Raw genomic sequence first — 14,221 nt, forward strand, 5'->3', positions numbered from 1 at the left:
CCTGGGGACTCCAGATTGCTGAATAAGGTTGCAGCCGGCCCCGGCGGCTGAAGCGGCACTGCCAAAAACATAGCCTTGCGCGCCAAATAGGGCCCTTCCCGCTACGCCCAGAACTCCCGAATCGTGGCCTGCATCTCCTCGTGCAGGTGGCCGTTGCTGGCCACCACTTCACGGCCGAACAGTGGGTCGCCGTCTTCCAGGAACTGGGTGACGCGGCCGCCGGCTTCGGTGACGAGCAGCAGGCCCGCGGCTACGTCGTAGGAGTTGATGTTGAACTCGAAGTAGCCGTCGAAGCGGCCGGCGGCCACGTAGGCCAGGTCGGTGGCAGCCGAGCCCAGGCGGCGCAGGCCGTGGGTACGCTGCATGTAGCTGCCCAGTACTTGCAGGTACTTATCGAGCTGGGCAAACTTGGTATAGGGAAAGCCCGTGGCGATGAGCGAGTTGGCCAGCGCGGGGGCCCCCGTCACGTGTATTCGGTCGGCGTTGCAGAAGGCGCCGTGGCCCTTGGCAGCGCGGAAGCTCTCGTCGCGGTTGGCTTCGTGCACCACGCCCACCACCAGGTCGGGGCCGTGCAGCAGGGCCACGCTTACGGCAAACACGGGCAGCGAGTGGATGAAGTTGGTGGTGCCGTCGAGCGGATCGATGATCCAGGTGAACTCCTGGGTTTCGCCGGGGGCCCCGGCCGTGCCTTCCTCGGTAATGAAGCCGGCGGCGGGCAGGATTTCGCGCAGGCCAGCCACCAGGCGGCGCTCGGCGCCCTGGTCTACGTAGCTCACCATGTCGTGCAGGCCCTTGTTCTCAATCTTGTTGGGGTCGAAGGTTTTGGCTTCGTGCAGGATGAACTGGGCGGTTTCGCGGCACAGCGCGGCTACTTGGTGCGAAAGGGCGAGGTAATCGGTCATGCTTGAGGGTTGGGGTATTAAGACGCAGGAAGTGGGTTAGCTTAGAACGTCATGCAGCGCGCAGCGAAGCATCTCTCCCGCTGACTATAGCATTGATTACTGCTGCTGGAGAGGTGCTTCGCTGCGCGCTGCATGACGTTCCTGCGATTAGTTTTTGGGCCCCGCGAAGGCCCGGGCAATTACCCAGCCGAGTAGCAGCAGGGCCAGGGCCTGGCAGCCGCGGCCGATGTATTCGCCCACGCGGGTGTAAAAGGTCAGCTTATCGTTCAGGTGCACGATGGCGCGGCTGGCGGTAGGCACCCAAGTGGGGGCCAGCTGCGTGAGGGCACCCTTCTGGTTGATGAAGCCGGTGAAGCCCGTGTTGGCGGCGCGGGCCAGATCGCGGCGGGTTTCGATGGCGCGCAGGGCCCCCAAGCGCAGCAGCTGGCGGTAGCCGGGCGTGTCGTACCACCAGGCGTCGTTGGTGACCAGACCCAGCAGGTTGGCCCCATCGCGCACATATTGGGCGGTGAAATCGCCGTAGATGGACTCGTAGCACACGAGGGGCCGCACCACCAGGGCGGGGGCCCCGGGCACGCGGAACAGGGTGGTTTCGGGCACCGTGCCGTAGCTGCCCACGTAGCCGCCCAGGTCGATGTGCGACACGAGGGCGGTGAGGAAGGGCGGCACTTTCTCGACGCCCGGCACCAGCCGCTCCTTGTGGTAAAACTGCACCGGAGCCGTGGCGCTGGCGAGGTAAGCGACCGTGTTGCACACGTCGTAGTAGCCGGCGTCGTCGCGGAAGCGGGCCGTTTCGCTGGCCGATTCCTTGTTGGGGTAGGTCACGACGCTGGTCATGCCCGTGACGAGGGCCACACCGGGGTGCTGCCCCAGCCAGGCCCGGATGCGCCGGATGCGGGGGTTGGCGTCGATGGTTTTCTCCACGTAGTAGTCCGCCAGGCTGGTTTCGGGCCAGAGCACGAGCCGGGTTTGGGGCGTGAGCTGCCGGGTGCTGAGGTCGAGCAGCCGTGTGAGCTGCACGTCGTAGGAAACAAAGTCGGCCGCTCCGGCAAACTTCTCGGTGTAGGGGTTGAAGTTAGGCTGCACCACCACCACTTCGGCCCCGGGGCCCTGTTCCTGGTAAGTAGCGCCGATGGCGTAGGATAAAACAAGCGGCAGTATTATCGCTAAAAAAGGCGCTAAAAACCGTGTGCCGAAGGGCCGTACGCCCACCAAATCGGCGGGCCCGGCCACTACGGCCGCAGCGGTTCCGGTGGTGAATCCCAGCGTTTTTTTGTCGACTACCGCAAAGAAAACCAGCAGGTTGACTACCCACACCCATACCGAGCCGCCGAGGAAGCCGGTGTACTCGTACCACTGCACCCACTGCGGCACGGCAGCAAAGCCATTGCCCAGCGTGAGCCAGGGCCAGGTGACGTCCCAGCGCAGATGAAACTGCTCGAAGGCAATCCAGTAGATGGGCAGCGCGAGGTAGCCAATGCGGGGCCCCAAGCGCTTCTTGGTTTGGCGGAAGGCCATGAGCGGCAGGCACATGAGCCCCGCGTTCAGGACTACGGCGGCGATGCCGGCGGCCAGGTCGGCGTAGCTCACCCACCAGGTGGTGCTGGCATTCCAGAGCAGCACAAACAGGTAGGTACCCGCAAACACGCGGCCCTTGCGGGCCCCCTGCTGCGTGAAGCGGCGCTCCATGAGCAGGTACGGCACCCAGCCCACGAACAGGCCCAGGGGCCAGAGCGTGCCGCTGGTCGACCAGCCGGTCCAGAGCAGGGCAGCACCGAGTGCGGCCAGCGCTACGGGATGGGCCGCGGGGCTAGTCTTCGCCAAATTCGTTGGAGTTATAAGCTTCATTTCCAAGAGAGTCGTCTACTTCGTCTTCGTCGCCGCGGGCGTAGCGGCCGGCCTTGCCGGGGCGGGGCGGCGGGGTGGGGTTGCCGGCCACCACCAGCACAATTTCGCCCTTGATGGCGGCCCGGGCCCCAAACTCGGCGGCGAGGCTGGCCAGCGTGCCGTTCACGGTTTCCTCAAACAGCTTGGTGAGCTCGCGGCTGACGGAGGCCGGGCGCTGGGCCCCAAACACCTCGGCCAGTTGGGTGAGGGTTTTCACCAGGCGGTGCGGCGATTCGTAGAAAATCATCGTCCGGGGCTCGGGCACCAGCTCGTGCAGGCGGGTTTGGCGGCCTTTTTTCACGGGCAGAAACCCTTCAAATGTGAAGCGCTCGGCCCCGAAGCCCGACTTGAGCAGGGCCGGCACCAGGGCGGTGGGGCCCGGCAGGCACTCCACGGCCAGGCCGCGGGCCAGGCACTCGCGCACCAGCAGGAAGCCAGGGTCGGAGATGCCGGGCGTGCCAGCGTCGCTCACCAGGGCCATCTTTTCGCCCTTTTCGAGGCGCTCCAGCAGGCGCGGCACCTGCTGGTGCTCGTTGTGGAGGTGGTAGCTGAGGAGCGGTTTTTTCAGGCCCAGGTGCTGGAGCAGGCGGCCGCTGACGCGGGTATCTTCGGCTAGCACCAGGTCGGCCTCGCCCAGCACGCGGATGGCCCGCAGGGTGATGTCCTCCAGGTTGCCGATGGGCGTGGGCACGAGGGTGAGGGCGGGAGCGTCGGGCATGGGGGCAAAGGTACGGGGCCCCGGGTTGGGGCTCCTTTACAACCCAAAGGGCCCAACCATAGTACACCCTTCTACTACCTGCTTTGCTTTCAACTTCATTTTCTATCCCATGCCCGTCGACCCGAACAACCGCCCCATCCGCGTCATCAACGACGACACTACCGACGAGGAAATGCGCGCCGGCCACCACATTCCCAACGCCGACCCACCCAAGAACGAGGCGGCCCGCGGCGGCTTTGGCAACCGCGACGGCAAGCAGGGCTTCGGCTCCGACACGGCCGGCGGCGCAACGGCCCTGGGCGTGAACGAGGACGCTGATGCGATGACGCCCCCCGCCGACAACATGCGCTCGGACGACGAGGGCCGCGATGCCCGCGCTGACCAAGACTTGCCGGCCCTCGAAACCTACGACGACGACCCCGACCTGGTGGCCGTGCACAACCCCGGCGGCCCCGTGGACGAGCTCGACGCCGACGACCGCCGCAAGGGGCCCGACGAAATGGAAAACCCCAAGTCGCGCGTAGGCATGGGCGAGATGGAGCCTAAGCCCCTCAAGCCCATCACCGGCACCGATACCAACGCCGAGCTGACCGACTTCAACGCCACCGACACGGCCATCGACCAGTAGCCAAGCTGGGGGCCCTACCCAGTAGTTCTTTTTCCCACCTAACCCATTTATACCATGCCTACCCACCACGATAACCGGAAGGACCGCGACAACTCCGACGAGCACAACCTCGAAGGCAAACCAAAAGCCGGCGTGCTACCGGTGGACGATTTTAGCGAAGCCAAGGAAGAGCAGCTGGAAAAAGATGCGCTGGACGCTGGCGTCACCCACCCCAACCGAGGCCACGACAAGCCCAGCATCGACAAGCCGGCCTACGATTAGTATTGCCTTTCCGAATATAGAAAGCGCCTCGCCTTACCCGGCGGGGCGCTTTTTTGTCATTCCGAGCGCAGCGAGGAAGCTGAATTAGGGCCCCCAGATTCCTCGCTACGCTCGGAATGACACGTTGTGCACGGGGTATCCGCCGCAGAACTACGCTACCCAATCAGCTCCGCCACAATCTTAGCCGATAATAAGCACAGCGGGATACCGCCGCCGGGGTGCACCGAGCCGCCGCAGAAGTACAGGCCGTCGAGCCGGCCCGAGAAGTTGGGGTGGCGTAGGAAGGCCGCCAGCGGGTTGTTGCTGGAGCTGCCGTACAGGGCCCCGCCGGACGATGACGTGTCGGCGGCAATGCCGGGCGGGGTCCAGATTTTTTCGGCTTTGATGAGCGGCTCGATGGCCACGCCCAGGGCCCCGGACAGCCGGGCCAGCACGAGGCGGCGCGTTTTATGGGTGAGAGCATCCCAGTCCTGACCTTCGTCGTGGGGCACGTTCACCATTACGAACCAGTTTTCGTGACCAGCCGGGGCGTCGGCGGGCGTTTTTTTGGACGTGACGTTGACGTACACCGTCACGTCGTCGGCCACGGTTTTATCCTCGAAAATGGCCTGGAATTCCTGCTGGTAATCGCTGGAAAAGAAGATGTTGTGCAAGTCCAACTCGGGAAATTCGCGAGCGATACCCCAGTAGAAAATCAGCGCCGAGGAGGAGCGCGGCTGGGCCAGCGTGCGCTCGGGCGCGGGCTGAGTGGGCAGTAGGCGGCGGTAGGTAGGCACCACGTCCATGTTGCTCACCACCAAGCCGAAGTCGTACACGTCGTGGGCCGTGCGCAGGCCCGTGATGTGTTTATCAGCCACCAAAATCTCCTCTACCGGCTCGTTGAACCGAAATTTCACTCCGAATTCTTCGGCTAGGCGGTACAGGCTTTCGGCAATGGCGTAGATGCCGCCCACGGGGTAGAACGCGCCAATGCCGTGCTCCAGGTGCGGAATCATGCTCAGCGTGGCGGGGGCCTGGTACGGGTCGGAGCCGTTGTAGGTGGCGTAGCGGTCGAAGAGCTGCACCAGGCGCGGGTCGGCAAAGGCCTTGGCGTGGCGCTGGTGCATGGTGCCGAGCAGGCCCAGCGCCGGCAGGGCCCCCACGGCCTTCAGGGTTTCGGGGCTGAAGTAGGTACCGGCCTTGTGCAGCGACTTGTGTAAAAACGTGCCCGCCGTGGCATCGTAGGCCTTGCCGCTGCGCGCCAGAAACTGCGTGACGGTGGCCGCCGGGGCCCCCAGCTTTTCCTCCACTTCGGCAGCAAACTTGTCCGCCTCGGCCCAGGCCGCTAGGCGCGTGCCGTCGGCGAAGAAGTAGTTGGTAATCGGGTCGAGCCGCTCGTAACGAAAATAATCGGTAGGCTCTCGGTGGGCCAGCCGGAAAATGTCATCCACCAGCTGCGGCAGCGTGAACAGCGAGGGCCCCGCATCGAAGCGGTAGCCGCCGGGCAGCTCAAACTGGTGCATTTTGCCGCCAAACGAGGGCCCCGCCTCGAACACCGTAACGGCGTGGCCAGCCACGGCCAGCCGCACGGCGGCGGCCAGCCCCGCCACTCCCGCCCCGATGACGGCCACGGGCGGCCGCATGGGCACTCGGTTTTTCTGTTGCGTATTCACTGCATTGCTAACCGCGATGCCCGGGGTAGAAGTTTGGGCCCCAGCGCTAAAAATGCTTCTTACCTTCGCGGCAGGTTACCGCTGCTTCGATTTTTCTAAATCAACCAGCGGCCGGTTTTTGGCCCTCGGGCCGGAATGAAAAGGGAATCGGGTGCAACTCCCGAACAGACGCGCTACTGTAAGTGCCACCCCGGCCGGGGCCCCTAGTTTTCCATTGGCAGGGCCCCCAGGCTGGCCGAGAAGGAAGGGCCCCGGCGGCGCAAAGTCAGGAGACCTGCCGGCCGCCATTTGATGCTTCCCTCGCGCTTTGGGGCTCCGCATCAGGTTTGGCACCGCCGGCAAGCCGGCTTCCGCACTACGGAAGCCGGGGCCGGTACGGCCACGCCTGGGCACGCGCACCACCGGGCAAGGAACGACGCACTCCACCGTTTTACCCTTACGCTCAGCTTTATGCAAGACCTTGCCGACCAGATTGCCCGCGCCGAGACGCGCATCTTCAAAGCCGTTTTCCCCGGCACCACCAACCACTACGATACGCTATTTGGCGGGGCTACCCTGCACATGATGGACGAGGTGGCCTTCATCACGGCCACCCGCTTCTCGCGCCTCAAAATGGTCACCGTATCGTCCGACCGGGTCGATTTTACGCACCCCATCCCCGGCGGCACGCTGGTCGAACTCATCGGCAATGTGGTGCGCGTGGGCACCACCAGCCTGCAAGTACGGGTCGAATTGTACGTCGAACAGATGTATTCAGAAGAGCGCCTGCTGGCCGTCACCGGCTCCTTCACCTTCGTAGCCCTGGACGACGCCCGCCGCCCCACGCCCATCCGGCCGGTGGCGGCAGCCATCTAAACAGTTGGGGCCCTCTCTCATTGCAGTGTGCGAAAAAAGAGGGTCCCAGCTATGTATTAAATGAACGGCGCAAGGCACCTAGTCCACGCTACTACTCCACGGCCAGCACCAGCCCTTTCAGGTACGCGCCCTCCGGGTGGAAGAGGCTCACGGGGTGGTCGGCAGGCTGGGTGAGGCGGTGCAGGATGCGGGCGGGGCGGCCGGCTTCGATGGCGGCGGCCAGCACAGCGCCTTCAAACAGCTCGGGGCTAACTACTTGCGAGCAGCTGAATGTAAAGAGCAGCCCACCCGGCGCCAGGTGCGCGATGCCCGCGGCGTTGAGGCGCTTGTAGCCCATGAGGGCAGCGTGCCGGGCCCCCATGTGCTTGGCGAAGGCGGGCGGGTCGAGTACGAGCAGGTCGTACGCGGCGGGGTGGTTTTTGAGGAAGCCGAGCACGTCGTCGGCGTAGGCGGCGTGGCGGTCGGCATGGGGGGCCAGGGCGGCGTTGCGCTCGGTGAGGGCAATGGCCTTCTTGCTGGAGTCGACGGAGTGCACCACCTCGGCCCCGGCGGCCAGGGCGTACACCGAGAAGCCGCCCGTGTAGCAGAACGTGTTCAGCACGCGGCGGCCGGCGGCGTAGCGGGCCAGCAGGGCCCGGTTGTCGCGCTGGTCGATGAAGAAACCAGTTTTCTGACCCGTCTCCCAGTCGATGGCAAACTGGTGGCCGTTCTCGGTCACGAGGTGCTCGGTGCCGGTGCTTTCGCCGAACAGGTAGCCATTCTGAGCGTCGGGTACGGCGTTGCCGGGCACGGTTTCGGCGCTTTTGTCGAAGATGGCGCGCAGCTTGTCGCCGAACACCACGCGCAGCGCGTCCGCTATTTCGGGGCGGGCGCGGTACATGCCCACGCTGTGGGCCTGCACCACGGCCACGTCGCCGTACACGTCAATGATGAGGCCGGGCAGGCCGTCGCCTTCGGCGTGCACCAGGCGGAACACGTTGGTACCGGCCGCGCCGGTCAGGGCCAGGCGCTGGCGCAATTGGTAGGCATTGCTGAGTTTGCGCACCCAAAAATCGGGCGTCGGCAACTCGGTTTCGGGTCCAAAATCGAGCATGCGCACGGCAATGGAGCCGCCGCCCGAGAAGTGGCCCATGCCCAGCAGCTCGCCGTCGGCGGCTTCCACGCGCACGGCGTCGCCCTCACCCGCGTCGCCCTTGAAGCGGGCAATGGCCCCCGAGAACACCCAGGGGTGGCGGCGGCGCAAGGAATGGTCTTTTCCGTTTTTGAGGACGATGGTGGCGGGCGAAGTCGAGTAGCTCATAGGCCCGCAAAGGTACGCCTCACCGAAACCAGCGCCGGTAGATGGGCTTGCGCCAAGCAAACTGCGCCCACATGGCCGGGTAAACTAGCACGTCCAGGGCCCTGAAAGCGGTGCGGTACTCCAGGTTGTCCACAATGATGCTGCCGCCCCGGGGCCCCGGCTCAATGAGGTGGCGGTGCCGCCAGTAGCGCAGCGGCGGGGGCAGGCGCCGGCCCTCGTCCACGAAGTAGTGGGTGCCGTCGGGCAGCACGCCGTCGTCGGTGATGAGCGACGTCCAGGACAGCTTTTTGATGCCGGTGTTCAGCTCGATTTCCACCACGTCGCCGGTGCGGCTGCCATCGTAGCGCACCAGCTTCAGCTTCGGAAACGGCGGGGCCAGCGCCAAAAACAGCTCGCGGGTAAACCCCGCCATTACGTGGGCGGGGTCCTGGCCCACAGCAGTACGAAGGATAACGCGCATATCCAGGCTTACGCCGGGGCCCCGGTTTGGTTGGCGCCGCACCGGGCGCCCTACCGCCAGTCGGGTAGGTTGCCGTCGGCAAACAGCAGGGTGCGGTTACGGCCGTCGGGTTCGGTCACCCACACGTCGGGGGCCGAGCGGTTGTCGTTGGGTGTATTCACGAAGTATAGCCGAAAGCCATCGGGCGCGTAGTGCGGGTACAGATCGTTGGTGCCGAGCTTCTTACCCCCGCCACTACCGCTGGTGCTACTGCCCGAAACGTCCACCGCCGCCGAACCGTCGAGGCGCTGCAAGTAAATGCGCGCGTCGAGCTGCCGGCCACCGGCATCGTCGAAGCCGGCCGCGTCGTGGGTGTAGGCCACCGTGCGCCCATCGATGCTGAAGGCGGGCGAATCGACGCGGCCGGGCAGGTTGCCTACCAGCGTCACCAGGCCACTGCCGTCGGTATTCCCGAGCAGAATTTCCGAGTCGAACACGTTAGGCCCCACGGTTTGCACCGCAATGCGGCCGCCGCCTTGGGCCGTCCAGTCGCACTCGCGGAAGTGGCGGCCGGCGGGGGCCGTAGCAATTTGCACCAGGCCCGTACCGTCGCGGTTCACGCGGTATAGCTGGTCGTAATGCGCATACAGCAGCTGGGCCCCGTCGGGCGACCAGCAGTAGCCCACGCCGGGGTTGTTGTAGCCCTCGGCCGCCAGCGTGGTAATGCGCCGCTTGTTGGAGCCGTCGCGGCTCATGGTGTACAGCTGGAACTGCCCTGTAGCGTTGGAGGCGTAGGCCACCAAATCGAGGTTGGGGCTGAGCCGGGGGGCCGTTTCCACGAAGGCCGAGCTGGTGAGCTGCACGAGGTTGGCCCCGGCTTCGTTCGCCGAATAGATGTCGGCGTTACCGTTCACGGTGCGCACAAACAGGAAGCGGTTGTCGGGCAGGGCCTTAGTTTGGAAGCTCCAGACAGGGCCCCGGGCGGCAACACCGGCGGGGTTGCGCACCGTCACCTGCCAGTAGTAGGTGGTATTGAAGCGCAGGCTCGGGGCCAGCACCGTAGTGTCGCGGGCGTTGCTCAGCAGGGTGCGCTGGTTAAGGTTGTTGCTCTCGTACAGCACCACATCGTACTTCAGCGAGTCGCTTTTGAGGGCCCCGGCGGCGGGACGCCAGCTTAGCTGCACGTCGGCGGGCTGCCCGGTGGCGCCCACTGTGGGCGTGGGCCGCGCGGCCACGCCGGGCGTGTTGGTGGTGGCGGTTTTGTTCAACAGCAGCACCACCGACTGAGGTTGGCCGTTGGTTATGGTGGCGCTGCCGGTAGTGGCATCGTAGGTGGCGCGGCGGGCGGCCACGCTCACGAGGCCCGTAGGTACGGAGGTAATGACGACTTGGCCCTTGGCGTCAGTCACGAACGAGCCAGTAGCGGGCGTGGTGCTCACGGCCACGTTGGCCAGCGGCTGGCTGGTGCTGCCGTCGAGCACGGTCACGGTGAGGGTGCCGAAGTAGGCGGGCTCCACTTGGGTGGGCTCGCAAGCGGCCAGCACCAGCAGGCAGAGCGAAAGCAGGAAGGCCCCGACTTGGGGGCCCCGCTCGAAGAACGATAAAATGCGCATAAAGCCGGGCAAGAACTTAACGCGCCGCGACTTGTACCGCCGAATCCTGGGCCACGATGTGCCCCGCCAGGTCCAGCACCCGCAGGTGGATGCGGTACGTGTCCTGAGCTGTGGCGTTCACCCGGGCCTCCGACAGCGACACCTCCTGCGCCGGGGCCACGTCGAACTCACCGCGCTGGGTGTTTTGCGAGCGGCCGCCGGCGCCTTCCTTCAGCAGCGACAGTTCGTAGCGGTAGCGGGCGGCGGTGGGCAGCAGGCTGCGGCAGTGGCCCGTTACGGTCAGGAATCCGTCTTGCTGGTGTAGTTCGAGGTGCGCGCGGCATGGCTCGGGGGGCCCGGCACCCTGCCAGGCCGCGAGTAGAAGTAATAGTGGGAGCATAATGAATGGGTGGGATGAGATTAGAAGAAAATCTATTTATACTGCTTACCAACAAGATGTTGCATTAGCCGTCGAACAAGACTTGCCCTACCAACAAGACAAGCCGGGGGCTATTGCGCCGCCGGCTTGTCTCGCTCGTTTTCCAGGGCCCCGTGTCCGGCAGCTTACTTCACTTTGCCTTGCTCAATGGTAAGGTTGATGCCAGAGCCGCGCATTTCCACGGTGTAGCCCGGGATGGCCGTAATGGTTGACTCCACTTGTTTCAGCACGTTGCCCGTGCCGTACTGGTTAATGGTATAGGCTTGTTTGTTTTGGTGAATCTCGCTGTCTACCCGGTTGCCGTTGCCATCCTGGTGGATGTTCAACTCGTTGCCGTTACCCACCACCAGGCCCGTCAGCCGGTTGCTGGCGCCCTTCTGCGTAAGGGCCGAGGCGTTGCCCTGGCCGTTCTGCGTGAGGTCGGCGTGGTTGCCGGTGCCGTTCTGTTCCATAGTGGCCACGTTGCCGCCCCCAATCTGTACCAAGCCCAACACGTTGGCCGCGCCCACCTGGGCCACGTAAGCTTGGTTGCTGACCCCGGACAAACTTTGCTGGTCGACGCGGGCGGTATTGCCGTTGCCATTTTGCAGCAGCGTAGCAGCGTTTTGCATGTTGGTGGAAGCACTGTTGAGCAACCGTTCCGGGCTCAGGTCCTCGGCCAGTCGCTGCGCGGCTGTGGCGGCCTCACTGGGGGCCCGCTGCTGGGCATGGGCCGCCTGGGCGGCGATTACCCCGCCGGCAATCATCAATAAGCAGTGTAGTTTCATGGATGGATGCGTAACGTGCTAAACCACAACAATATTACCCTAAATGGGCCAGGATCGATATCTCTTGCAAGATAGTTTCGAACCTGACCCATTCAGTGATTTAGCGGTAGTACGCCAGCGAATTACTTCTGAGTGATGATAGCTGTATTGGCGGCGCCAGTTTGCACCGATAAGGCGGCTGAGCGCACATTCGATTGGTTCATGCTCGAATAGTTATCCCGATTCGACTGCATCTGCTCGGCGTAGTTGCCCGAGCTTTGCTGGATGATATCAGCTCGGTTTCTGGTGCCAGTCTGGGTTTGCATAGCGTAGTTATCGTTGGCAGTAGAGCTAACCGACTGCTGAATTTGGGCCTTGTTGCCAAACCCATCTTGCGACTGCTCGGCGGTGTTACGGGTGCCAGGGTCACCTTGATGGATATAGGCGTCGTTAGAGCTTTTAGGATTCTGGATGTTACCGCCTCCACGCTGCGTCTGTTTGGCGTAGCTATTAGATGCTTCTTGATCGATACTAGCAGCTTGTAAAATGCCGGACTGCTGCTGCTCGGCATAGTTGCCAGAGCCACCACCAGCAACTGCGTAGCGCGTCTGATTGATTTGTGCTTGGTTAGCGATGCTCGCACCAGCAGCGTTTGCGCTTTGGTTTTGGATAGCACGGTTGCCCATGGTGCCATTACCTTGGAGAACAGTTGCAACGTTAGCAAAGCCGCTCGATTGGGACTGCTGAGTCTGGCTGCCCGAACCATTCTGCGTCGAGCGCATGAAATTACGATCTATACCATTGAAGGCTCCACTGTAGCCCTGATTATTATTAGTCGTCGCTTGGTTTTGTGACGCTTTGTTATTGTTACCGGTCTGGTCAAGGATAGCCGTGTTACCACGTGCTGCACCAGCAGTATTGGCCTGGTCAACAGTGGCGTAGTTGTTGTTACCAGTCTGACTCACGTAAGAATCCTGGCTGTAGTCGCTGTAGCTCTTGCTGTAGGTGCCTCTCGAAGCGCCGGGAACATCAGCTGGGGCGGCAGGGGCGGTGCCGGGGGCAGCTACCTGCCGGATGATGGGACCTTGGTACGTATTAGTTGGGCCTTGGGCGTTGGCAGCACCTGCAATCAGCAGGGCGGCGGCGAGTAGGGAAACGGATTTCATTTTGGTTGAATGAATGGGGTGGGAATTGAGGACTAGGACATTGGCTCTCTCCGGAAGAACTCTTCAAAAGTAGCAAGTATTTCTTTCAATATCAATAGAAATATATATAACTTCTACTAAAAAATATTTATTTATTGCTATAATTCATTCAGTTGCGTGGAAACAACGGTATCGCTTAAATGATAATAATAATTGTTAATATTTAATATTATGGCATGACTTTTGAGATTCGTGTCGCCCGCTTCCGACCCAGGTACAGCACGGCGCCAACGCGCCCGGCCAAGTAGTAGTCGTTGTAGCGGCCGGTCACCACCCCGTCGGCAGTGTCGTTGAGGAAGTAGTGGTAATCGGCCCCTACGCTCAGGCCCAGGCGGGGCGTGAGCAGGTACTCGGCCCCTACGCCGGCCATCACGTAGGGCACATAGCGGCTGTAGGTGCTCAGTTGCTGCCGCACCGCGATGCCCCCACCCAGCAGCGCGTAAGGCGTGAACTGGTCGCGCGGAAGCAGGCGTAGCAGCACCCCGGCCTCGGCATAGTTAAAGGTATAGTCGAAGAAGCTGCGGCCGGGGCCCGCGGCCAAGTGCAGGCGGCCGGCGTTCAGAAATATACTGGCCATTTCGCCGGGCTGGTAGCGCAGCGTGGCCTCGGCCCCAAGGGTGGGCATGGGCTGGGCATAGTCGCCGCCGTACTGAGTGACGGCCCCGGCTAGGCCCAGGGCCCAGGCAGCACGGCGCGGCGCGGCCTCGCGGCCCAGCACGTCAATGTTCAGGTTTTCGCTTTTCTCGCGTAGGTAGGCGGTGCGGCCCGGGCCGTGCAGCGCGACGGTGTCGCGCGGCAACCACAGCCGGTCATCGAAGCCTTCGTACACCAAGGCCTGCACTGCCTTCTCGATGGCGTCCTTCACGGCCATCTCGCTGGGCTCGTTGTAGGTAAACCCAGTTTCGGCTTCGAGCAGGCGCTTGAAACTGACGAACTGAAACAGGTTGGCATCGACCTGCTGCGAGAGGATGGTTTTGGACGTGTACACAGTTTTGAGCACCTTGCCCGTGTTGGTGCTCACGGCGCGCAGGTATACCGTCACGCGGTCTTGCCGGTACTGGCCCGAGGCCCCGGCCCCGAAGTAGCGCAGCCCCGCGCCACCGGTGAGGATATTACTGTCGTAGGAAATAATGCCGCCCTCCAGGATGACGCCGGCGAAGAGCAACGAAGGGAGGTAGGGCTGCTTCTGGCCGGTCTGATCGGTGTATTCCTGGCGGGTGCTGCGGATAATTTTACGCTCGTTGAGCAGGTTGCCCAGGTTTTCGCGCTCAATCGGCTCGAACCACTGCGACTCCTCCAGCGCCTTGATGAGCACCGTGGTGGCGCCCTGCGTAACGGCCGTCGAGAAGCTGGCCCCGTTAGCCTGGGGCTTGTACTGGCCCGTCTGGTCGCGGAATTTGTACACGGCCACCACCGTTTTGCGCAGCGGCGCGGGCAGTTGGCCCCACTGCTCGGGCGTGCGTAGCTCGGCCCCGAGGCGGGCAGCCTGGGGGGCCAGCGGGTGTTGGTATAGGTAGGGAGTGCAGGCGCCCAGCGCCAGCAGCGGCCCGGCCAGCCACCGGCGCCATGGAAGGAAGTGCATAAGGAAAGCAGCAGC

14 protein-coding genes and 1 riboswitch are annotated in these 14,221 nt (G+C 63.5%); of the genes, 3 read left to right on the plus strand and 11 right to left on the minus strand.

The features are described from left to right. Window positions 1-101 precede the first annotated feature (101 nt). The 3 genes from DDQ68_RS14460 to rsmI all read right to left on the minus strand — a co-directional run bounded on the left by DDQ68_RS14460 (window position 102) and on the right by rsmI (window position 3,507). A complete protein-coding gene (locus DDQ68_RS14460) occupies window positions 102-902 on the minus strand; it encodes an inositol monophosphatase family protein (RefSeq protein ID WP_109656939.1) in 801 nt (266 codons plus the stop codon). Between the two features lie 147 nt (window positions 903-1,049). Then, window positions 1,050-2,726 carry an apolipoprotein N-acyltransferase gene (gene lnt, locus DDQ68_RS14465; RefSeq protein ID WP_162550123.1) on the minus strand — a complete coding sequence of 559 codons (1,677 nt, stop codon included), beginning with the start codon at window positions 2,724-2,726 and terminating at the stop codon, window positions 1,050-1,052. Continuing rightward, window positions 2,713-3,507, minus strand: coding sequence for a 16S rRNA (cytidine(1402)-2'-O)-methyltransferase (rsmI, locus tag DDQ68_RS14470; protein WP_109656941.1), 795 nt, complete (start codon window positions 3,505-3,507; stop codon window positions 2,713-2,715). The genes lnt and rsmI overlap by 14 nt, the downstream gene beginning before the upstream one ends. Window positions 3,508-3,616: 109 nt before the next feature. Between rsmI and DDQ68_RS14475 the strand changes: the two genes are divergently transcribed. Beyond that, entirely contained in the window at window positions 3,617-4,135 is a 519-nt protein-coding gene (locus DDQ68_RS14475; protein ID WP_109656942.1) for a hypothetical protein, read from the plus strand. A gap of 54 nt (window positions 4,136-4,189) precedes the next feature. Next, entirely contained in the window at window positions 4,190-4,396 is a 207-nt protein-coding gene (locus DDQ68_RS14480; protein ID WP_109656943.1) for a hypothetical protein, read from the plus strand. A gap of 155 nt (window positions 4,397-4,551) precedes the next feature. Here the strand turns inward: DDQ68_RS14480 and crtD are convergent, their stop codons facing one another. Further along, on the minus strand, window positions 4,552-6,018 hold the full coding sequence (gene crtD, locus DDQ68_RS14485) for a 1-hydroxycarotenoid 3,4-desaturase CrtD (protein WP_109658443.1): 1,467 nt from the start codon (window positions 6,016-6,018) through the stop codon (window positions 4,552-4,554). Between the two features lie 125 nt (window positions 6,019-6,143). Then, window positions 6,144-6,344, plus strand: a riboswitch (cobalamin riboswitch). A gap of 154 nt (window positions 6,345-6,498) precedes the next feature. Between crtD and DDQ68_RS14490 the strand changes: the two genes are divergently transcribed. Next, complete coding sequence (locus DDQ68_RS14490) at window positions 6,499-6,903, plus strand: acyl-CoA thioesterase (protein WP_109656944.1); 405 nt, start codon at window positions 6,499-6,501, stop codon at window positions 6,901-6,903. A gap of 91 nt (window positions 6,904-6,994) precedes the next feature. Here DDQ68_RS14490 and DDQ68_RS14495 read toward each other — a convergent pair whose 3' ends face one another. The 7 genes from DDQ68_RS14495 to DDQ68_RS14525 all read right to left on the minus strand — a co-directional run bounded on the left by DDQ68_RS14495 (window position 6,995) and on the right by DDQ68_RS14525 (window position 14,206). Then, window positions 6,995-8,203 carry a class I SAM-dependent rRNA methyltransferase gene (locus DDQ68_RS14495; RefSeq protein ID WP_109656945.1) on the minus strand — a complete coding sequence of 403 codons (1,209 nt, stop codon included), beginning with the start codon at window positions 8,201-8,203 and terminating at the stop codon, window positions 6,995-6,997. Window positions 8,204-8,222: 19 nt separating this feature from the next. Beyond that, on the minus strand, window positions 8,223-8,663 hold the full coding sequence (locus DDQ68_RS14500; protein WP_109658444.1) for an SRPBCC family protein: 441 nt from the start codon (window positions 8,661-8,663) through the stop codon (window positions 8,223-8,225). 50 nt (window positions 8,664-8,713) lie between these two features. Next, the gene (locus DDQ68_RS14505; protein WP_109656946.1) at window positions 8,714-10,255 is read right to left on the minus strand and encodes a PD40 domain-containing protein; all 1,542 of its coding nucleotides are present in this window, start codon (window positions 10,253-10,255) and stop codon (window positions 8,714-8,716) included. Window positions 10,256-10,271: 16 nt separating this feature from the next. Continuing rightward, complete coding sequence (gene csgH / locus DDQ68_RS14510; RefSeq protein WP_109656947.1) at window positions 10,272-10,634, minus strand: curli-like amyloid fiber formation chaperone CsgH; 363 nt, start codon at window positions 10,632-10,634, stop codon at window positions 10,272-10,274. Between the two features lie 164 nt (window positions 10,635-10,798). Further along, window positions 10,799-11,440, minus strand: coding sequence for a hypothetical protein (locus tag DDQ68_RS14515; protein ID WP_162550124.1), 642 nt, complete (start codon window positions 11,438-11,440; stop codon window positions 10,799-10,801). A gap of 122 nt (window positions 11,441-11,562) precedes the next feature. After that, a complete protein-coding gene (locus DDQ68_RS14520) occupies window positions 11,563-12,585 on the minus strand; it encodes a hypothetical protein (RefSeq protein ID WP_109656949.1) in 1,023 nt (340 codons plus the stop codon). Between the two features lie 208 nt (window positions 12,586-12,793). Beyond that, on the minus strand, window positions 12,794-14,206 hold the full coding sequence (locus DDQ68_RS14525) for a CsgG/HfaB family protein (protein WP_109656950.1): 1,413 nt from the start codon (window positions 14,204-14,206) through the stop codon (window positions 12,794-12,796). Between the last annotated feature and the right edge of the window lie 15 nt (window positions 14,207-14,221).

Origin of the sequence: Hymenobacter nivis (assembly GCF_003149515.1) — a bacterium.
In the GTDB taxonomy this organism is placed as follows: domain Bacteria; phylum Bacteroidota; class Bacteroidia; order Cytophagales; family Hymenobacteraceae; genus Hymenobacter; species Hymenobacter nivis.

Bases quoted from the DNA above. Each gene is read 5' to 3' on its own strand.
- DDQ68_RS14460 (WP_109656939.1), bottom strand. From the start codon at position 902: ATGACCGATTACCTCGCCCTTTCGCACCAAGTAGCCGCGCTGTGCCGC.
- rsmI (WP_109656941.1), bottom strand. From the start codon at position 3,507: ATGCCCGACGCTCCCGCCCTCACCCTCGTGCCCACGCCCATCGGCAAC.
- DDQ68_RS14475 (WP_109656942.1), top strand. From the start codon at position 3,617: ATGCCCGTCGACCCGAACAACCGCCCCATCCGCGTCATCAACGACGAC.
- DDQ68_RS14480 (WP_109656943.1), top strand. From the start codon at position 4,190: ATGCCTACCCACCACGATAACCGGAAGGACCGCGACAACTCCGACGAG.
- crtD (WP_109658443.1), bottom strand. From the start codon at position 6,018: ATGCGGCCGCCCGTGGCCGTCATCGGGGCGGGAGTGGCGGGGCTGGCC.
- DDQ68_RS14490 (WP_109656944.1), top strand. From the start codon at position 6,499: ATGCAAGACCTTGCCGACCAGATTGCCCGCGCCGAGACGCGCATCTTC.
- DDQ68_RS14495 (WP_109656945.1), bottom strand. From the start codon at position 8,203: ATGAGCTACTCGACTTCGCCCGCCACCATCGTCCTCAAAAACGGAAAA.
- DDQ68_RS14500 (WP_109658444.1), bottom strand. From the start codon at position 8,663: ATGCGCGTTATCCTTCGTACTGCTGTGGGCCAGGACCCCGCCCACGTA.
- DDQ68_RS14505 (WP_109656946.1), bottom strand. From the start codon at position 10,255: ATGCGCATTTTATCGTTCTTCGAGCGGGGCCCCCAAGTCGGGGCCTTC.
- csgH (WP_109656947.1), bottom strand. From the start codon at position 10,634: ATGCTCCCACTATTACTTCTACTCGCGGCCTGGCAGGGTGCCGGGCCC.
- DDQ68_RS14515 (WP_162550124.1), bottom strand. From the start codon at position 11,440: ATGAAACTACACTGCTTATTGATGATTGCCGGCGGGGTAATCGCCGCC.
- DDQ68_RS14520 (WP_109656949.1), bottom strand. From the start codon at position 12,585: ATGAAATCCGTTTCCCTACTCGCCGCCGCCCTGCTGATTGCAGGTGCT.
- DDQ68_RS14525 (WP_109656950.1), bottom strand. From the start codon at position 14,206: ATGCACTTCCTTCCATGGCGCCGGTGGCTGGCCGGGCCGCTGCTGGCG.